Here is a 17,879-nt window from a genome sequence, read left to right as displayed (position 1 = left end):
CACCTCCTACCCCCTCGGCGTTCCGGACTTGTAAAGATGGATCACAATGTGATCGCGGGTCGGCAGGCCGCGTAGGGGACCATCTGGACATACAGCGCCAGTCGGCCTGGTCGGGCTGGTTGCAGAGGTGATTGCGCCGCAATCACCTCGCGCCAACGCACCTCACCTGCCTTCGCCTTATAGGCTCGCCGCCGCGCCCCCAGTTTCTGCACCACCCCACACGGAGATGCCCATGGGTCAAAAGCCTGGTCTCAGCCGGAACCTCGCCGCGGAAAGGGCCGCACGCAAGGCGGCTACTCAGCAGGCGCGTCTCGTCCCGCAGGGCCTGCCCACCGTCCACCCGGACAAGCTGATGCCGAGCCCGGAGAACGGCCGCAAGGAACTGCTGAAGATCGAGGAACTGGCGGAGACACTCATCACCGACGGGATGAACACCGCCATGACGGTGATCCCGCCGGACGTTTACACCACCATCTACCCACAGCACAAAGACACGGTCGACAAGCATGTCGCCGAAGGTGTCCTCTTCGTCGTCCATCACGGGCACCGGCGCCTGGCCGCTGCAAAGCTGGCCGGACTGACCGAAGTCCCGATCTTGGTCCGGAACGATGTACCAAGCCTTCGGATTGCAGCAATCCAGGAGAATCTGCAGCGGATGGGTCTCAACCCCATCGAAGAAGGCATGGAGTTCCACGGAGCTCTCGCCGAGAAGGACGAGTCAGGCAAGCAGCTCTCGCAGCGGGAACTCGCCCGCCGTGTTGGCTGCTCACAGACATACGTGTCCCACCGGCTGGCACTCCTCAAGCTCGTGCCGCCTCTGCAGCAGGCCGTCATCGACCACTGGCTCAAGGAGCAGCGCCTGCTCGAGGACGAGGCGAGCGAGGAAGAGACCGAGCGACGCCTCCTGCTGCCTGTCCGCGAGGCCGCAACGGTGTACGCAAGGCTGCGCCCTGACCTCCAGGAGTCATACGTACGGGGCGAACTGACGTCGGCACAGGCTGCGCTAATCAGTAAGGAGCCGATCGACGAACAGACCATCCCTGCAGCTGACGGGGACACCACCGGTGATGGCGCGCCAAGCACGGACGAAGGACACGGAACTCACGTCCCCGAGCAGCGCTCGGAAGACTCGGCCTCTCAGAGCAGCGAGGGGGATACCTCGCCGGCACGTCCAGCATCTCCTTCTTCGGCGCAGCCCGCAGACAGGCAGCAGAACAGCAGGGACGACAACCAGGCAGTGGCACCGGCAGCAGTCCTGGCTCCCGTAGCGACTGCAGAGGAACCTCGTGGAGTGATCGTCGTTCGCGGTGTGGAGGCTCTGGCCCGCGAGATCAAGGAACTGCTCAGCGGGGACGAGATCGAGGAGCTGAAGAACTTGCTCACCTCCTAGACCGTAGCCACCCTCATGCCTCACACACACGCCTCCCAGGAACGACTGGTTCTCACCAGCAGGCGCGGGTAGCGTGCGTGCCGGCATTGCACCGCTCCGGGGCGGCCATCAGTTCGCTGCTTGCGACGGCCCCGTGATTGCCCCGCAATCACCACACCCATCACGTCCGCTCCGAGCAGCAAGCCTCCCCGACGAGACATTCCCTGCCCCGCGCGATCCGCTCCTGCGCGATTGCGCCGCAATCACCCACGAAGGATCACCACCGTGCCAGCAACCTCCCAGGCTTCTAACGCCGCAGGCTCCAGCCGAATCACCCGCGTTCTCTCGCTCACCAACCAGAGCGGAGGTGCCGGCAAAACGACGTCCGCGGTCAACATCGGCGCCTGTGCTGCGGACCTCGGCTACTCAGTTCTCGTCATCGATGCCGACGCCCAGTGCGATGCGTCCGCAGCCCTGGGATACGACGAGCCCGACACGATGACGAACCAGGCGAATCTTTACGACGTCCTCACCGGCGCCGCCAAAATCGAGGAAGCCATCGTTCCCGCTCTGGCCGGCCCGCACGGGGAAGAGGCCACCAAGACCATCCCTAACCTGTCCCTGGTCCTCGGCTCCGGCGCACTTGAGGAGGCCGAGCAACTCCTCGGACCGAAGACCGGTCGTGAGTTCTGGCTGAGGAAGCAGATCGACCGCATCCGTGACGCCTACGACCTGATCCTCGTCGACTGCCCGGGTAACCTCGGCCTGCTCGTCGTCAACGCCATCGTCGCCTCAGACGAGATCGTGGCCTGCGTCAAGCCAGGCTGGAAGGAACTGCGAGCCCTGACCCGCATGGAAGCGAAGATCGACGACATCAGGGACACTTTCTCCGCCATGGGCGCGCAGGCCGAACTCGCGAACATCCTGATCGTGGACTGTCCGACCACCCGCAACCAGGGCGCCGTGTATGACGACAGCCAGCAGCAGGCCAAGGAAGCCTACGAGGAACTGGTCCTGCCGACCGTGCGCCGCAGCCCCCGCATTCCCGAGGCCTACGCAGCGCAGAAAGTTCTGCGCTTCTACGACCCTGTCACCGAAAATCCGACGAAGCTGTCGGACGCAACGGCGTCCTCAGCGACAGACGACTACTACCTTGTGACCCAGGCTCTGGGCTTCACGCGCCGGTGACTGATTGCGCCGCAATCACCAGGACGCCAACATGACCTGCGCCGGGTTAGACCTCCCCATGATCGGTCGTCCGAGGCCGAAAGGTCCGGTTCCGCGCGTACGACGCTGGTCCCCGGCCTTTCGGCACATCCCGAAGATCACGCCCTGGCAACCACAGCCAAAATAGCGGGATGACCGACCAGCAGGACCGGAAACCCGTCTCCGCTGCTGACGAGTTGCGTGCCGAGATCGAGGGCCTCGTTGCCCGTATCAGGCAGGCCCTTGACGCAAATCGGGGTAACACGGCTTTTCGCCCCGTGATGTTGCTTGGGGGAGCGGAGAAGGCCAGCCAGGAACTCAGCTACCTCCACGGGCACGTCACGGCGCTCCTGCAGAAGCAGGATGTGGAAGCAGCCATCAAGCAGCGACGACGACTGCAGAGGCTGGCAGGGATGGCCGCCCCTAGGCGATATTGAGCCGTTGCTCCCGGACCGGACGCCAAAGCGGGGTGGCCGCTGGCGGAATCACCGTGAGGTGATCGATGCGATCGCCTTCAAGTTCCAGACGGGAACGCAGTGGGTGCACCTGCCGGAGAAGTACGGCAACTGGCGAGGCGTCTACAACCGGCTGCGGATGTGGGCCATCGACGGCACTTGGGAGCGAGTGTTCACCGCGCTGAAAAAGGGGCCCCGGCCGGCGAGCCCGACGACCATGCCATCGGCCGGTCGCGTTGGGGGGCTGACCACCAAGATCCACCTCGCCGCCGACGGCCGCTGTCGGCCCCTGGCCTTCCACCTCACCCCCGGACAGGCCGGTGACGCACCCGCTTTCACCGAGATCATGGCCCGCCTGCGCGTTCCCCGACCACGCGGACGGCCTCGCACCCGGCCGGATCTGGTGCTGGCGGACAAGACATCCCACGCGGATAAGCGTCAAACCGCCGCTGCTTGGACCTCCGCTGGGGCCTGTGGGAAAGCGATCGCTTCGTTGTAGGTGTGACCAGTCTGGAGGCAGTGGAACAGCATGCTCATGAAGCGATTGAAGAGGTTGCGCTGTGCTGCGACGTGGCGGTCGCCGACTGCTTGTCGGCGTTCCTAGTGGGCTCTGGCGCCGGTTGACTTGGTGAGAGAGTTGAAGGCCCAGACGTAGCCGACGGCGGCCAGTCTCTGGTGCGCCAGGAGGGGAAGTCCGCGTCGGTGATGTGATGACCGCGCGGATCGCAGAGGTCGAGCCACCCATGCGACGTATCCGTCTGCCGCTGGGGCGCTAGAGTGCCCTTCGCATCGGGGGAGGAAGTGACGTGGCAGAGAAGAGTTGGCAGCTCAGGCAGGAAGATCGCCTCGTAGGGACGTTGACCCTTGAAGAGATCGACATGTTCTGGTCGGACTGTCACTTCGAGCCTGCTCCCGCTTGGGACGACCTCCGTCCTCTTTTCGCCGCTTCGCGGGATGCATGGGTTCGGGGTGACGAAGAGGCCGCCCTGGCAGCCGATGAAGCGATCCATGCTGAGGGGCTCGCTCTCGTCCCCGACGGAGGCGGCGACCCCATCACAGATTTCCTAATCCGGATCAACGGAGAGACGGCCCGCTTCCGACACTGACTACTGCTGGCTGCCAGGACCAGCCCACGAGTCATAGTGCAGAGAAGGTCAAGGGCGTAGGCGTCGCCCAGCGGACCGCCCAGGGTGTAGAACTTGCCCTTGCCAATGGCGTGGGCGATTGCCGACAGGTTCGGATATTCGACTGGCGTTCGGCAGTCAGACGACGCGGGGGGTCTGGTTCTGGCACGGTAAGGATCTTCCGGCAGCTGCTGCGAGGACGGTGGCGACCGCCTCGGGCGCGGTACTGACGACGCGGCCCGCTGAACCTCCCCGGGCCCTTGCCGTCAAGTGCACTCCAAGTCCTAGAGTGACGCTTCCAACCCGCCCCCGCCTGCGACGGAGCACCGGTATGCGCTATCGAGTCCTTGGTAAGACCGGCATCGAGGTCAGCACCCACTGCCTTGGGACAATGATGTTCGGTGCCGTCGGCAACCCCGACCACGAGGACAGCGCACGCATCATCCACGCTGCGCTCGACGCCGGCATCAACTTCGTGGACACCGCCGACATGTACTCGGCCGGCGAATGCGAGGAGATCGTCGGCAAGGCGCTCAAAGGCAGACGCGACGACGTCGTGCTCGCCACGAAGGTGCACTTTCCGCTGGGGGAGGGACGCAATCGCAGCGGCAATTCGCGCCGCTGGATCCTCAAGGCCGTCGAGGACAGTCTGCGGCGCCTGGACACGGACTGGATCGACCTCTACCAGGTGCACCGTCCTGACCACACCACCGACATCGAAGAGACGCTGTCCGTCCTCAGCGACCTGGTCAGGGCAGGCAAGATCCGGATGTTCGGCTGCTCCACGTTCCCCGCCGAGGACCTTGTCGAGGCTCACCACGTGGCGGAGCGGCGCGGACTGATGCGGCTGCGCACGGAGCAGCCGCCGTACTCGATTCTCGCGCGCGGCATCGAACGGTCCGTGCTGCCCACCGCGCAGCGCCTGGGCATGGGAGTGCTGACCTGGTCACCACTCGCCTCGGGATTTCTGTCCGGCACCTACCGCGAGGGCCGACCCGTCGACCTGACCACCGGCCGCGCCAAGCACACTCCGCACCGCTTCGACCCTGCCGTCCCGGGCAACGCCGCGAAGCTCGCTGCCGTCGAGCAACTCGTCACTCTCGCTGAGGAGGTGGGTTGCACCCTGCCGGAACTGGCCGTCGCCTTTCCGTTGGCGCACCCGGCCGTCACGTCGGTGATCATCGGTCCGCGCACCATGGACCACCTCGCCTCGCTGCTGAAGGGAGCTGACCTGCTGCTCGACGACGGCGTGCTCAACCGTATCGACGACATCGTGGCTCCTGGCGCCGATCTCTATCAGGCCGACGGTGCCTGGCAGCCGCCGTCGCTCACCGAGCGCGCGTGGCGCAGGCGCCCGGCTGGGGAGCGGGCGGTCGCGGACTGAACCTGCCATTCGAGGGTCCGGTCATCATGGGAGTAGGCAGGTGGATGGCGCACCGGAGGTGGTCGCACCACTGATTCCCGTGCCCGGGGGGCGACGACTGGAGAGGTGAATCGCGGGCCTGGGCCAGCCGCGTCGGCTGGGCCCGCGACAAGCCCCTGCCTTGTACCGGACGCGATTCCACTTGTCATGTCAGGACCCAACACAGCTCCTTACGGGCTCAGGTGGGGCCAATCGACTCGATCACAGCAGGCCCCGAAGATCGCTGATCGGGGCCAGAAGACTCGTTACTCTGGGGCCCGAGGAGTCGTTCGAAGCCAACAGCGAGGCCGACCCGTCAACCGTCGACCAGCCGACCTCGCCACCCCAAACCCCTCCGTTCGAATTCTGAGCTGGGCAAACACCGACACGCCACGGGCTGACATGTCATGCGCGGATCACAAACAGGCACTCGGCGCCGTTCGCACGCGTCCTGCCGTACGGCTGCAGAGCGCTCCGGCGCACACCTTCCCGGTCTTGGCCGACGTGATCGGGCGGCGGGCTGCAAACTTCCGGCGCGGCCGCGAGTTCGTCGGACACCATGCGGTCGTTGTCTCGTTCCAGGGAGTAGGCCGTAGGCGCAACCGCGCGGTCCAGCAGCTCCAGGTCGCTGCGGGCCTCAACAAAACGGCGGTGGGTCCCGTCGCTACCTGGAAGAGGAGTTCGGCGCCGCGACGGTCGAGTTCCATGTAGCCCAGCTCGTCGATGCAGAGCAGGTCGACGCGGCCGTAGCGGGCGATGGTCTTGTTTCAGCTGCTTCTCGTCGGCACCGCTTCCCCCCGGGGACGACACGGCCGCGCAGAGGCAGTTCTCGTGCGGCCAGGGGTACGCGGAGGGCGGGCTGTTGGCCGAGGCCGATGAGCGAGGAGGCAGCCAAGGCCGGCTGATCCCTGCCACGACCTACCTCGACGGCCAGCCGCCCGGAGGGCGGCGGGCCGTCCTCACCCAACCCGGTCGTTCCGTCCGGCAGGCTCACTCAATCCACGGTCCGTGAAGCGGCCGCTTCGATGCCTGATGCCCGCAGCTTCCGCGCCAGGAGCTCCATCTCGGGCAGGGTCCCTGAGTACTGCCCGGTCAAGACCTGCTCCAGCACGGCCCGGACGCCGTCCAGGCCAATGCCGAGTTCCGCCCGCAGCACCCGCATGATGGCGGCGTTCCTCATCGGCGGGGCTACCCGCAACCTTGCCCGCCCGTGCTCGGTGAGCAGTCGGCCACGCAGTTCCTCCGGCAGGTCACCGGCACACACAGCCAGGGCAAACCCGCAGGCCGGACATGTCGACTCAACGTCCCACCGCAGTGCCTCGCCGACCAGCGCCTGAACACCGCACCACTCCGCCTCGGCACCGCACCCCTGGCACACAGCGGAGTACCTGATGGACTCAACCAAGATCGACTTTTCCATAATCCCACCCCTCAAGAAGAGAGGTTAGACGGCGGGCGGCGAACGTCTTTCCGGGGCACCAACATGTCCCCCTGATACCGAGCCGGTGGTCAGGCCGCGCTGGTCCATGCGCTGACGCTATCTCTCGTGAACGTTCCGAGGCCCAGTGATCACCAACTGACGCCCAAACCGGCAGACAAACGCTGCTGCTGAACGGGTTCTGGCTCAGCTTTCGTGCCGAGTGATGCTCCGTTATGGCTGGACATCGAAGAGAGCGATGGAAGATGGGGGCGGGGCAAGCACTGCGCGAAGGCGGGTGAGTATGGCTCGCCACTGCTTCCAGTCCTCTGGGTCGACCCAGTTTGAAGCCGGCCCAGCCTCGTCGCTGGCGATGCGGGCGAGGGCTTCGTCGGCAAGTGCCCAAAGGTCGGAAGGGAACACGGGCATAGGTGTTTCCGGACCGTAGGACGTGTCGACGGGTTCGCCTCCCGGGCGTTGCGCCGCGATGAGTGCAGCGGCGGCCACCGCCTCTTCTGATTCCGTGAGATAGCCGGTGGCGTCGATCGTCCGGATGAGGACGCCTCGGATCAGGGCTTCGCGCGCCTCGGGCTCAGCGTCATCGAGAGCGTTGGCGAAGTCCGCTGCTGTGTCGTTGTCGAAGGGACCGGTATCCCAGGTGCCCATGCTGATCTCCCTTGCGTAAGGTCGCCCGGATCCTCGCATCAGGGACTGACAACATGACTACGGGGCGAGCAGGACCCGTTTGCGCAGGAGGTCGAAGCCTGCGCGGCCGAACATCTGGCGCTTGAGCATCTTGATCCGGTTGACGTGGCCTTCGACGACTCCGGAGTCCATGGCAGCGTCAGGCCGGCGATGACCGCGTTGCGATCTCGGTCGATTCCTGCCGCGAGAGTGTGGAGGCTGGGCAGGTCGTCCTGGCGGACAGCGTCGAGCCACTGCGGGAGTCGTTCCCCCTGGCGCTCGGTGAGCATGTGAGCGAAGGACCGGACGTGACCGGTCAGGGCATCGAGTTCGGGACAGTTGGCCAGGACGGCCTTGAGCCGGATCGGTTCGATCTCGGTCAGCGTCTCGGGTCGGCTGAGGATCCATCTCGTCACCACGCGGGGTGCCGGCGGCTGCGCGATCACCGACCGTGGCGAGGTTCGCTTCTCTCGCAGGTAGGCGCTGACCCGGCCGTAGCTGCCTTGATAGCCCAAGGGAACGATCTCCTCCTAGAGCTTCCAGGCGTTGGTGCAGCCCTCGTCCCAGCGTTCGTCCAGGTAGGGCTTGTACTCGTCGAGGACGGAGGTCCTGTAGTGCTGCCATTGGCCGCGAAAGAGGTGTTCCGGCTTCGCAGCGTCGGCGAGGCTCTTGACGGTGCGGTGGGTCATCTGGAGCTGACGCCCGATGGAACCGGCGATCGCGGACATCGCGGTGCTGTCGGGCCACGCGGCTACTTCTGCGCATCGCGGGCTGTCAGGCGTCGGCCCTTCGGGCGCGGGCGGTCAGCGCGTCGCGCAGGATGCTGTCGGGCGTGCCGGCCATGCGCAGCAATTCACGCACCACTTCGGCCTTGTCCCAGCCGATGCCGGTCTGAGTCCGCAGCCCCAGGATCCACCGGTCAATCTCCAGGGACTCGCTCGGGTCGAAGCGAACAGTGAGCGGGATGGCGCCCTCTGCCTTTCGGGGCGCGGCGCGGAGCCGCGTCGTACGTCGTGATGCCGGGCCCAACGAGAAGACGTAGACAGGGATTCTCCGAGGTCACGGCTGATCTCTCTGAGCCTGCGGCCTGTCCGGGGCCGGAGGAAGGGTGAGCGTCACTTCGCCAGCAGTGGTCTTGAGGGTGAGGGTGCTCTCCCCGCGGCCGACAGCGCGATCGATCTTCTTGATCTCTGACCAGGTGAAGCCGAGGCGGCGGTACTTGTTCCGCTGTTTCGGCCTCATGTGCTGGATGTCCTCTTTCGAGGCTGTGGTCATCCCCGGGTGCCACGGCCGGGCCGGGCCGCTAGTCATCTTAGGCATGGCGTTCCTCTCTGACCCAGACCGGCTGTGCGTTGTCCGCGAAGTGCTCTCGCTCACGGGGCCGCAGCTCGGTGTTCGAGGGAGGGATGAGCGCCCGGGCAGGCCGCTCGGGCGGGGCCTGGACCACCTTGTGCTGCGGCTTGGGCGGGCGAGGCTCCCGGCCAGCCGTGTTTGGCTGCTGCAGGTAGTCAGGGATCTCGCCGGCGACGATGCGAACGGCACGGGCCCGCGCGGCTGCTTTCGCCGCAGCCTTCCGAGCCCGCTTGGCCTCACGAGACTCCTTCGCCATCTACGCAGGGTATGCCGGTCCAACCCGCCTGTGAAACGGGTCAGGACGCTTCGGTCCGCCCGGCCGGCGAGACGCTATCCGCGCGGCCGCGCAGCAGCGGCTTCCACTGCCGAGTCGATACGGGTGATCTCTTCCACGTGGTCGGGCGATGCGGACAACGTGGCAGCGACCAGTCCCGTGGCCTGGACAAGAGCGGGCAGGTGGGCTCCGGCCGCCCGCCAGGACAGGCTCACCGGCACCCGCGCGTACTCGAAGGCGGCCGCGGCGACACGGTGTCCGTACTGGGCGCTGAAGATGGCGAAGGCATGGGTGGCATCGATCAGCGCCTGTTGGTCTCCCAGGCGGTCATGAGGCTGCTGCAGCTCATTGATGCTGCGGCGTCCGGAAGCGAGGTCGGCGAACAGCCGCCGGCGGAACGCAGCTGCTTGCCGGTCAGTGATCCCCACCAGGCTGGCAGAAGCTCCTGCGGTGTAGTGGCGCTTGAGCTCCATGTCCAGGACGTGCACCGCATCCAGGTGCATACGTAGCCGGTCCAGGGTTTTGCGCCCCCGCAGCAGCGGGTTGGAGCCGAGGGCCTGCCAGGCGGAGTAGCGCGAGAGCATCAGGCCGGCCTCCCGACCGCGTTCCTTGATCAGCCATGTCACGGGCCGCTCCACCGCTGTTCTCCTGAGTACGGTGCGCCGTTTGCGCCGCTGCTCCCGTGTCCGGCGGCATTCCTCGCACTCCTGGCCGTTGGTGGTGACTCGGAGCTTGCCCGATCCGCAGACCGGGCACGGAAACCGGGAGGCGACAACCTGGCTCATGACGCCGTTGCGGTGTTCCGGGGCGATCCGTCCGCCGATCTGCCGCACCGCGCCCACCTTGCGTCGCCGCCCAGCTGCCATCCCTGTACCTCTCCCTCAGCCGTTGTGGCCTCATGCGTCATGCCCGGTATGCCCCTACGGCCTGCGCGATACGCCAACTACCGCTGACGTAAGAACTTTTCGACTCACGACGGGTCGGTGGTGCCGACAGTGGCGCGGGGGCCGGCTGCGTGCCCCACGCTTGAGGTCGCCGACGCGGTAGGGGAGTTGGGCGCCGCGCTTGTCGACGGAGGGCGGGACGTCCGGGTCGTTGGCGCGAGCCCAGCGCAGCGTGGCGAGCGTGAGCTGCGGCAGGTGCTCCTGCTGGGCTGTCCGCAGCCCGACGACGGCGTCGTCCGTCGCCGGCGCCGGGGGCGCGGCGGGCGGCGGCTCGGGGGCTCGTGCCTGGGGGAGTGGTGCTCGGGACGTCGGTGAGGACGTCCATCAGGCGTCACCGCCGTTCACACGCTCGTGGACGTCGATGAGGGTGGCGATGGCGTCGGGGTTGTCCGCCAGGCCGACCCACTGCCCGAGCGCGGTGAAGACGGGGACCTGGTCGCGGTCCGCGTCGAAGATGACGCAGTAGTCGCCGCAGCGGTCCATCACCATGTCCCGCAGAACTGGCACCAGTGCGGTGTCCAGTACCTCCAGGGCATCGACGGTGAGCCGGGCGGGCTCACCGGGCGCCAGCGGCTGAACCAGGGTGCCGGTGACGCGCAGCAGGTCGCCAGGCTGTATGCCGTTCAGCAGCTCGTGAGTGATCCGGGGGTCTGCGCTGGTGCAGGTGACGACCGTGTCGAGGGCGTCGTCGGCGAGCGCCTCGATGTCGGCAGGGCGGACGATCAGGTCGAAGGTGGCGGTCCCGATGCGCGGGCCGCGGGCGGGTATCGCGTCGACCCAGCCGTCGACGGCGCAGTGCTTGGTGTCCATCAGCTGGCCTCCGCCAGGGTCTCGGTGAGACGGGGAGAGCGGGGTCGGGTGGTGCGCTGGGCGATGTCCAGCAGCTCGCGGTTGCGCCGCTGCTGGGCGGCCGTGAGTGGCCGGGCTTTTGCGCCGTGGCCGTGCCAGAGCGGGGAGGCCGGCGGCTCGGGGTAGGCGAGGGCGTGGTCGACGTCGCGGTCGGTGCTACTCATGGAGGTCCTCCAGGTGGAGGTCAGGAGTGGTCGCCTTGGCCCTTGGACTTGGGCTTCGGCATGAGGTCGGAGGCGAACCGCCCGAGGCGGGCCTCAACGGGGTTGGCGGTGATCCAGTCCTCGGCGCATGCCTTGTGCACGGGCTCGCCGGAGCGGGAGCGCATGGGCGTGGGCTGGCCGCACAGCGTGCAGGGGAGGGCCTGCCAGCGGTCGAAGTGCTGGCCGTCGCGCCAGACGAGAAGTTCACCGGGAGCCCGGATCAGGCCCGGCTCGAACGGCGGCTTCTGTTTCGTGCGTTCCGCGCCGGTCACGGCCGGAAGGCGGGCAGCTGCTGGAACACGCGGTCCAGCAGCTCCGGCGTCGGCTTCCAAGGCCCGAGCTGCCCGGCGGCGGGGACCGGCAGCGGCAGCTCCTGGACGTCCTCGATGACCAGGTGCCAGGTGCCGGCCTGCGCCCACGACGTGCAGGGCTCGGAGCCCTCGGGGTCCTGGTGGCAGTCGACCAGGCGGACCACGCCGATCACGGCTCCGGTGGTCAGCTCGCGGCCACGGATCGTGCGGGCGATCAGCGGGACGCGCAGGGCGGGCCTGTCGATCCGCTGGCCCGCGTGCAGGAGCATCCAGCCGCGCCAGCTCCAGGGCTTGGGACGGTTTTCGATGCCCTTGGCGCCGGTCAGGATGCAGGTGGCGTGCGGCTGCTGGACGCTGATGCCACGGATCCAGTCGCCCTGCGGGAGAGTCGCGGTGCTCATGCTGCCCGCCCCCATACGGCTGTTCCCGGGCGCCCGGCGCGGCGGCCGTTGATGGACGGCACGGTGGCGTGCGCGGGCGAGGCGACCGCGGCGCGGCCCGAGTGCTTGCCGTCGTACAGCGCTGCGTCCGCGGCCCGCTGCAGCACGGTCAGGTCGCGGGAGCCGACCGCGTGCGGGGTCGCGGCGCCGACCGAGGCGGCGACGTCGACGGTGCGGCCGTCATCCAGGACGACCGGGATGTGGAGCACGCGGACCAGCTGCGCGAGGCGCTCCTCCAGGCGGTCGGCGGGCAGCGCCAGGACGACGGCGAACTCATCGCCTCCGAGGCGGCCAACGGCGGCATGCGGGCCCGTCCACGCGGTGAGCCGGGCGGCGGTGGCGGCCAGAACGGCGTCCCCGGCCGGGTGGCCCATCGTGTCGTTCACCGCCTTGAAGTGGTCCTGGTCGACCAGGACCACAGCCGTGTCGTCGCCGTGGCGGGCCAGGAGCCGGCGGGCGCGGGCGGTGTAGGCGTCGCGGCGCAGCAGGCCGGTCAGCGGATCCTTGCGGGTGGCGGCGAGCTGCTTGTGCAGGGCGACCGCGTGGACTGCCCAGCCGGTCAATGGCACGGCAGCGGTCGTCAGTAAGAGGGTGCGCTGGCCGAACCGGCCCTGAACGCGCAGGAAGGACGACATACTTGGGTTCTCCGTCTCGTCTCGTACGGGATGGATGGGCCCGGGGCAGGCGGTTTGGTTGTCCGCCGTTCGCCTGTCCCGGGGCGGATCTACAGCGCGAAGTCGCTGCGGCTGGTCCAGCTGACGGGGTTGTGCCAGAGGCCGGCCTTCGCGGCGGGCCACTCCATCTGTCAGCCGGGCCGAAGCCCGCGCGCTCCCCATCTGTCCGGCTGCTTGCCGGGGATCTCGAGTCCGGCCGTGTGCGCGGCGAGCTCATGCGCGCGGCGCAGGGCCGCGGCCGGGGAGTCGGCGACGCCGGTGAAGACGTGCAACCGCGCCGGCCGGGGTCGGTGCTGTCGTGTATCGGGACGCCGACCTCGTAAATGCGCAGGTGCATGACGTCCAGCTCCTCTCGTGTACTCGGTGGTGAGGGACCACCGCGACCGCCCCGGCTTCCGTCGAAGGGCCGGGGCGGCACGGAGCGTCCGTCACGCCGGTGAGGGCGGGTCAGAACTCCAGGTGGATCGTGATCAGGCGCCGATGGTCACCGGCGCTGGTGTGGACGGTGCGCCGGCGCGCGGCGAGGCCGGCGGCCCCGCCCTGGATCGGCAGGTGGCAGTCCCGGCAGCCGTGCCACCACTCATCCCTGGCCGGGAGTTCGGCCGGGGTGAGCGGGTGGGGGTGGGGGCCGTCGGCGGCGCGGTTCACGCGACCGCGTCCGCGTACTGCGCTTCCAGGTCCGCGTGGCCCTCGGGGCCGTCGTCCAGGTCGTGGTCGTCGGCCTCCTGGTTGACGTCGTCGGGGCACCCGCCGGATCGGCGAGCTGGAGCAGTGGATCCTCGGCCTCCGCTCCGAACTCGCCGAGCGCGACGAGGACGTCTCCGCCGCACGCGCCGCGAACCGGGACTTGATGGCTCAGCTGAACAGCTGACGGGGTGGTTCCGGAATACGCCAGAGACGTGTCTTCTGCCAGCGGCAGAACACCGGCCCCACCGGGCTCGGCGATCACTACAGTCCAGGCTCATGACGACGGTTACAACGCGCACGGTCGAATACGCGGCCGACGGCCTGACGATGATCGGGCACCTCGCGCTCCCGGCCGGTTCCGGCCGCCGGCCCGCGGTCCTGGTCGGGCCCGAGGGGGTGGGGCTCAGCGACGTCGAGCGCCGCCGGGCCGATGCGCTCGCCGAGCTGGGATACGTGGCGCTGGCCTTCGACCTCCACGGAGGGCGCTACTTGGGCGACCCCGAGGAGATGCTGGCCCGTTGCATGCCGCTGCTCGCCGACCCCGACCGGATGCGAGGCATCGGCCACGCGGCGCTCGACGTGCTCCGCGCCGAACCGCGGACCGACCCCGACCAGATCGCCGCCGTCGGCTACGGCACCGGGGGCGCAATCGCGCTGGAACTCGGGCGCGACGGCGTCAACCTACGCGCGATCGGGACAGTCAACGCACTGACCACGGGCCGACCGGGCGAGACGGCGCGCATCCGCTGCCCAGTGTGGGCCGGGGTCGGGTCGGAAGACCCGATCATGCCGCCCGCGCAACGGGAAGCATTCACCGCCGAGATGCAGGCCGCAGGCGTCGACTGGCGCCTCGTGGTCTACGGCGGCGCCTTGCACGCCTTCCACCACCCACCGGTCGACCACACCGTGCGCCCCGGCGTCGGCTACCACCCCCGGCACGCGCAGCGAGCTTGGCGTGACGTCGTCAACCTGCTCGCCGAGTGCCTGCCCATGACGGAGTGATCTGGTCGGCAACTGCGATTCCGCTCGGCCACCCACCGCCGGTGGCAGCGGGCGGTCAGGCGTCAGGGTCGACTTCGGGGTGCGTAAACCGCACGGGCTTGCCCAGCGACCGGGCGTAGGCGATTTCGGCTCGGGTGCTGTCTCCGATGTAGTCGCCGACTACGAGCACCTCATCAGCGAGCCGGATCTTCGCCCGGTGCAGACCGTCGAGTCGAGCCTTCAGCGCCTCGGCCTCGACAGGATCGGACCAAAGGTCGTGCGGCGACTTCATGTCAATGCCCGGTTTGACGACAATCTTTCCGGCTTTGGTCTCCAGCAGATCGGCCTCGTTCATCTCGGTCATGAAGCGGGTGGAGCCGCAGATCACGACGATATGCGGGAGGCTCAACAGCTTCTTCGCGGCGGCGAGCTTCTCCTCGGGGGTGAGCAGTTGCGGGTATGACACTGGTTCCTCCTGATGGTGCGGTCCAAGGGGTGCCTGCGGAGACGAGAACGAGGGTTCCGGGTTCCGGGTCATCGGTACGCGCGAGCGCATTCGACCAGTGGCGCGACGTGGTCCTGGTCGAACGCCGCAGCCCGGTCATCGGCTGAGCGGCCAAGCGGACTACTTAACTTCAACACGTTGAACTTGACAGAGAAGTCGTCGCTGACGACCTCGCGCAGCGCGTCCAGGGACAGGACCTGGGAGGCGGGCCAGGTGCGCGCGATCGTGGACTTCCCGGCGCCGGACGGGCCGATGAGGACCACCAGGCTGTGCTCGGGCATCTCCGGGTAGATCAGCTCGGTCATGCGGATTCTCCTTGGGCGTCAGAGGTGCCGGGCAGCTTGGATAGGGCGCTGCCCGGCGTGGGGGGTGAGCAGGACGGCGGCTTCGCGCAGCGCCGTCAGCGGACGATCATGTGGGCGGGGTGGCCGTCCGTTCTTCATGTGGTCCACGCACTGCGGGCAGTCCTCGCGCGGACCGAGCCCGGCGTGGGCCTCGCGGCTGGCGTACGCGTGGAACCAGCACTGCGTGCACAGCCACCGGGGCGGGTTCGTCGCCTTCGCGCTCGCCATCTCAGCTGGCTCCTTCCGAGTGATGGGCGCGGGCAGACCAGATCAGGCGCTGCCCTGCGTCGTCGGTGACCAGGGCGGCGGCCTCCTGCAGCGGGCAGGAGGCGTCGCCATCGCGGTCGGGCTCGATCTGCTCGGCACGGCGCACGACGGCGGTGAGCAGCTGCGCCAGGGTCGCGAGGAAGCCGCCGGGCGGGTCGGTGTCCTCGATGAGTTCGCGCACGATCGCGGCGAGCTCCTCCTGGTCGACGTCGTCGGCACGGAGGTCGTCCTCGATCTGCTGGAAGGCTAGCGAGACGATCCCGGCTGCGGCGCCGACGCGTTCGATGCGCGTACGGCGCGGACCGGTCATCGGGTGGTGGCCTTGGTCGTGGCGATGAGCGCGGCGACGGTCTCCCAGCCGTGGTGCCAGGAGTTGTCGAGGTGGAAGGCGCCGTTCATGCCGAAGTCGGCCAGCTTGTAGAAGTTGGTCTTGCCGGTCTTGTCGGCGAGCTTCTCCAGGACGCCGTGGCCGGGCACGCGGCGGTCCGCGATGTAGTGCGTGCCGAAGGACAGGGCGAGCGCGGCCGTAGCTGCTCCGGGGTGGACTCGGATGCCCAGCGCGCGGGCCCCGAGCCCGGCGACGACCGCCTGGGTGGCGGTGTAGGTGAGGCAGTGGTGCAGGCACGCCTTGCGGCCGTCGGCGGTGCCGTGGGTGGTCTTCACCTTGGTGGCCGGGTCCTCGTAGGTCACCGGGGCGTCGTCGGAGGCGCCCTTCACGCGGGCGCAGAAGTCGTTCTGGACCCAGAAGTCGCCGATCGCGCTGGCGGCGCGGGTCAGTCCGAGCAGGGCGGCGAAGACGGCGGGACGGTGCATGCTGGAGGTCTCCTGATCTCGAATTCGGGTGAGGGAGCGGGGTGGCCGGCCCTTTGCCGTTGCGCGGCCACCCGGCGGTCCCGACCCCGGCCACACCGGCCCGGGGTCGGGTCGTTCAGAACGGGGATTCGTCCGGCCAGGCCGGGACGGACATGAGCCGGACGCGCAGCTCGCCCGGTTCGCTCAGCAGCCGCACGTCTCCATCTCGGAGTCCGGGGCGTAGAGCGTCGGCGACTTCGCGCGGCGGCTACGAAGCTGTGGGTGCCGGGCCGCCCGGCGTGCCGGGCGTTGATAGACGGCACGGTGGCTTGGGAGCGGTCGGCGAGCGCGGCGCGGCCGGTGTGCTTGCCCGCGTGCATCGCGGCGTCGGCGGCCCCCTGTAGCAGGGCCAGGTCCGTCGTGCCGAGGACGTCGGGGGAGGCGGTGCCGACCGACGCGGCGACCTCGACCAGGGCGCCATGGGCTGCGCGAGCAGAGTGACCGGTTGCGCGAGCCGGAGTTCGCGGCGGGCCGGTGCGATCCGGGCCGTGACAGCGAACTCGTCTCCTCCGAGTCTGCAGGCCACACGCGGCTGCCCGCCCATGCAGGTGAGCCCGCTGCGCGGTGACGGCCAGGGCGGTCACCTGCGTGTTGGTGATGGCCCACGAGTGGGCTGTCAGGACGTTGTGGGGTTGTGCGAACGTGTCTCGTTGTTGATGCAGTGAGGGGGGCGTGTGTGGTTAACGAACCACAGCGGCAGATCCGGTTACGGCTTGCTAGGCAGCGCACAGCCCAAATTCGGGTACGCGGACAGGTCCGGCAGGGGCCTCCCGAACCACAGCCGGAGCCTGACCAGCGGGAGCCTCAGCCTCAGACGGGGGCCCAGCCAGACCCAGAGCCGGAGCCGGATACCTCAGCACCGCGTCGCAGTTGGTGGCGCCGCGTGCCGTGGTCTCAGGTGGGCACGATTGCCGGCGCTGTCGCCGCTATCGGCACCCTTATGTTCACTGGCGTCGCCACCTACTTCAGCGCCGAAGTGGCGCGGGACCAGCTGCAGCAGTCAAGGGAAGCGGCGGAACGAGCGAAGAAGTCCCAGGCGCGACTTATCTCGGTATGGGCAGAGAATGACACAAATGATGACATAGCCATTCACGTACTCAATAGGTCCCGTGATGCCATCAGTGACACCGAGGTCCGCTTCCTCGTGAAGGGGAGAGTCGGCAAGGAAGCAGTACGTACCGCCTTCGATATCTCGGCACAAACGATGTCGCCATGCTCACAACTCACGCTGACTTCGCGAGCTCTGTGGGCATCGACGCGAGGCCACCCAGCCAAGGTGCAGCAGTACGTCACCAACGACATGAGCTGGTACAAGAGTCACGGCTACGGACGTCTCGCCTACGAGAACATTGCCGACGTTGCTGCCGTTTTCTACGACCGTGATGGTCTGTTGTGGACCCGCGGGGAGGGGCTCACCGACGGCGGGACCTGGGATCTTCCAGGCGGCTACGCGCAAGGGATTTACGAAGGGCAGCCGAAGCGGAGCAGTCTGCCCTCAGAAGAGTGCACCGACGAGACTCCGTAACGGTGGAGCGGCG

Annotated in this window: 23 protein-coding genes and 4 pseudogenes; 8 read left to right on the top strand and 19 right to left on the bottom strand. The window is 68.2% G+C overall.

Annotated features, from left to right (window positions below):
* Positions 1 to 232: 232 nt before the first annotated feature.
* The 6 genes from AB0J12_RS35505 (at position 233) to AB0J12_RS35480 (ending at position 5,538) form a co-directional block, all read left to right on the top strand.
* The gene (locus AB0J12_RS35505) at positions 233 to 1,390 is read left to right on the top strand and encodes a ParB/RepB/Spo0J family partition protein (RefSeq protein ID WP_363268803.1); all 1,158 of its coding nucleotides are present in this window, start codon (positions 233 to 235) and stop codon (positions 1,388 to 1,390) included.
* A gap of 264 nt (positions 1,391 to 1,654) precedes the next feature.
* Positions 1,655 to 2,557, top strand: coding sequence for an AAA family ATPase (locus AB0J12_RS35500; RefSeq protein WP_363268802.1), 903 nt, complete (start codon positions 1,655 to 1,657; stop codon positions 2,555 to 2,557).
* Positions 2,558 to 2,727: 170 nt separating this feature from the next.
* Positions 2,728 to 3,012 carry a hypothetical protein gene (locus AB0J12_RS35495; protein WP_363268800.1) on the top strand — a complete coding sequence of 95 codons (285 nt, stop codon included), beginning with the start codon at positions 2,728 to 2,730 and terminating at the stop codon, positions 3,010 to 3,012.
* Entirely contained in the window at positions 2,939 to 3,529 is a 591-nt protein-coding gene (locus tag AB0J12_RS35490) for a transposase (RefSeq protein ID WP_363268799.1), read from the top strand. The genes AB0J12_RS35495 and AB0J12_RS35490 overlap by 74 nt, the downstream gene beginning before the upstream one ends.
* 307 nt (positions 3,530 to 3,836) lie before the next feature.
* Positions 3,837 to 4,136, top strand: coding sequence for a hypothetical protein (locus AB0J12_RS35485; RefSeq protein ID WP_363268798.1), 300 nt, complete (start codon positions 3,837 to 3,839; stop codon positions 4,134 to 4,136).
* Positions 4,137 to 4,485: 349 nt separating this feature from the next.
* Entirely contained in the window at positions 4,486 to 5,538 is a 1,053-nt protein-coding gene (locus tag AB0J12_RS35480) for an aldo/keto reductase (protein WP_363268797.1), read from the top strand.
* Positions 5,539 to 6,215: 677 nt separating this feature from the next.
* Here the strand turns inward: AB0J12_RS35480 and AB0J12_RS35475 are convergent.
* The 14 genes and pseudogenes from AB0J12_RS35475 to AB0J12_RS35410 form a co-directional block, all read right to left on the bottom strand.
* A pseudogene (locus AB0J12_RS35475) lies at positions 6,216 to 6,320 on the bottom strand (ATP-binding protein); the annotation flags it as partial.
* 230 nt (positions 6,321 to 6,550) lie between these two features.
* Complete coding sequence (locus AB0J12_RS35470; protein WP_363268796.1) at positions 6,551 to 6,976, bottom strand: hypothetical protein; 426 nt, start codon at positions 6,974 to 6,976, stop codon at positions 6,551 to 6,553.
* Between the two features lie 231 nt (positions 6,977 to 7,207).
* A complete protein-coding gene (locus tag AB0J12_RS35465; RefSeq protein WP_363268795.1) occupies positions 7,208 to 7,639 on the bottom strand; it encodes a DUF4259 domain-containing protein in 432 nt (143 codons plus the stop codon).
* 548 nt (positions 7,640 to 8,187) lie between these two features.
* Positions 8,188 to 8,385, bottom strand: coding sequence for a hypothetical protein (locus tag AB0J12_RS35460; RefSeq protein WP_363268794.1), 198 nt, complete (start codon positions 8,383 to 8,385; stop codon positions 8,188 to 8,190).
* A 46-nt stretch (positions 8,386 to 8,431) separates the two neighbouring features.
* Positions 8,432 to 8,686 (bottom strand): hypothetical protein, encoded by a 255-nt coding sequence (locus AB0J12_RS35455; RefSeq protein WP_363268792.1) that lies wholly within the window; start codon positions 8,684 to 8,686, stop codon positions 8,432 to 8,434.
* Positions 8,687 to 8,716: 30 nt separating this feature from the next.
* Positions 8,717 to 8,932, bottom strand: coding sequence for a hypothetical protein (locus AB0J12_RS35450; RefSeq protein ID WP_363268791.1), 216 nt, complete (start codon positions 8,930 to 8,932; stop codon positions 8,717 to 8,719).
* Between the two features lie 408 nt (positions 8,933 to 9,340).
* On the bottom strand, positions 9,341 to 10,117 hold the full coding sequence (locus AB0J12_RS35445) for a hypothetical protein (RefSeq protein WP_363268790.1): 777 nt from the start codon (positions 10,115 to 10,117) through the stop codon (positions 9,341 to 9,343).
* A 435-nt stretch (positions 10,118 to 10,552) separates the two neighbouring features.
* Positions 10,553 to 11,038 (bottom strand): hypothetical protein, encoded by a 486-nt coding sequence (locus tag AB0J12_RS35440; protein ID WP_363268789.1) that lies wholly within the window; start codon positions 11,036 to 11,038, stop codon positions 10,553 to 10,555.
* Positions 11,038 to 11,241, bottom strand: coding sequence for a hypothetical protein (locus AB0J12_RS35435; protein ID WP_363268788.1), 204 nt, complete (start codon positions 11,239 to 11,241; stop codon positions 11,038 to 11,040). The genes AB0J12_RS35440 and AB0J12_RS35435 overlap by 1 nt, the downstream gene beginning before the upstream one ends.
* 20 nt (positions 11,242 to 11,261) lie before the next feature.
* Positions 11,262 to 11,552: a hypothetical protein gene (locus AB0J12_RS35430; RefSeq protein WP_363268787.1), complete on the bottom strand. Its 291-nt coding sequence runs from the start codon at positions 11,550 to 11,552 to the stop codon at positions 11,262 to 11,264.
* Positions 11,549 to 11,992, bottom strand: a complete 444-nt coding sequence (locus AB0J12_RS35425) for a hypothetical protein (RefSeq protein WP_363268786.1) — start codon at positions 11,990 to 11,992, stop codon at positions 11,549 to 11,551. The genes AB0J12_RS35430 and AB0J12_RS35425 overlap by 4 nt, the downstream gene beginning before the upstream one ends.
* Positions 11,989 to 12,666 (bottom strand): GGDEF domain-containing protein, encoded by a 678-nt coding sequence (locus tag AB0J12_RS35420; protein WP_363268785.1) that lies wholly within the window; start codon positions 12,664 to 12,666, stop codon positions 11,989 to 11,991. Before AB0J12_RS35420 ends, AB0J12_RS35425 begins: the two co-directional genes overlap by 4 nt.
* A gap of 89 nt (positions 12,667 to 12,755) precedes the next feature.
* Positions 12,756 to 13,042 (bottom strand): annotated as a pseudogene (locus AB0J12_RS35415) (hypothetical protein).
* A 110-nt stretch (positions 13,043 to 13,152) separates the two neighbouring features.
* Complete coding sequence (locus tag AB0J12_RS35410) at positions 13,153 to 13,353, bottom strand: hypothetical protein (protein WP_363268784.1); 201 nt, start codon at positions 13,351 to 13,353, stop codon at positions 13,153 to 13,155.
* Between the two features lie 315 nt (positions 13,354 to 13,668).
* On the opposite strand from AB0J12_RS35410, the gene AB0J12_RS35405 reads away from it, so the two are divergent.
* Positions 13,669 to 14,394 carry a dienelactone hydrolase family protein gene (locus tag AB0J12_RS35405; RefSeq protein ID WP_363268783.1) on the top strand — a complete coding sequence of 242 codons (726 nt, stop codon included), beginning with the start codon at positions 13,669 to 13,671 and terminating at the stop codon, positions 14,392 to 14,394.
* A gap of 55 nt (positions 14,395 to 14,449) precedes the next feature.
* On the opposite strand, the gene AB0J12_RS35400 is transcribed toward AB0J12_RS35405, so the two are convergent.
* The 5 genes and pseudogenes from AB0J12_RS35400 to AB0J12_RS35380 form a co-directional block, all read right to left on the bottom strand.
* Complete coding sequence (locus AB0J12_RS35400) at positions 14,450 to 14,839, bottom strand: hypothetical protein (protein ID WP_363268782.1); 390 nt, start codon at positions 14,837 to 14,839, stop codon at positions 14,450 to 14,452.
* A gap of 194 nt (positions 14,840 to 15,033) precedes the next feature.
* A pseudogene (locus AB0J12_RS35395) lies at positions 15,034 to 15,183 on the bottom strand (AAA family ATPase); the annotation flags it as partial.
* Positions 15,184 to 15,303: 120 nt separating this feature from the next.
* Positions 15,304 to 15,450, bottom strand: a pseudogene (locus AB0J12_RS35390) (pRL2-8); the annotation flags it as partial.
* A 1-nt stretch (position 15,451) separates the two neighbouring features.
* On the bottom strand, positions 15,452 to 15,799 hold the full coding sequence (locus AB0J12_RS35385) for a hypothetical protein (protein ID WP_363268781.1): 348 nt from the start codon (positions 15,797 to 15,799) through the stop codon (positions 15,452 to 15,454).
* Positions 15,796 to 16,302 (bottom strand): hypothetical protein, encoded by a 507-nt coding sequence (locus tag AB0J12_RS35380; protein WP_363268780.1) that lies wholly within the window; start codon positions 16,300 to 16,302, stop codon positions 15,796 to 15,798. The genes AB0J12_RS35385 and AB0J12_RS35380 overlap by 4 nt, the downstream gene beginning before the upstream one ends.
* Positions 16,303 to 17,239: 937 nt before the next feature.
* Here AB0J12_RS35380 and AB0J12_RS35375 point away from each other — a divergent pair.
* Complete coding sequence (locus tag AB0J12_RS35375; protein ID WP_363268779.1) at positions 17,240 to 17,866, top strand: hypothetical protein; 627 nt, start codon at positions 17,240 to 17,242, stop codon at positions 17,864 to 17,866.
* The last annotated feature ends 13 nt before the right edge of the window (positions 17,867 to 17,879 follow it).

Source organism: Streptomyces sp. NPDC049915, from assembly GCF_040656475.1.
Classification (GTDB): domain Bacteria; phylum Actinomycetota; class Actinomycetes; order Streptomycetales; family Streptomycetaceae; genus Streptomyces.
The sequence above is the reverse complement of the archived record's forward strand: the minus strand, read 5'-3'. Positions and strand labels throughout refer to the sequence as shown.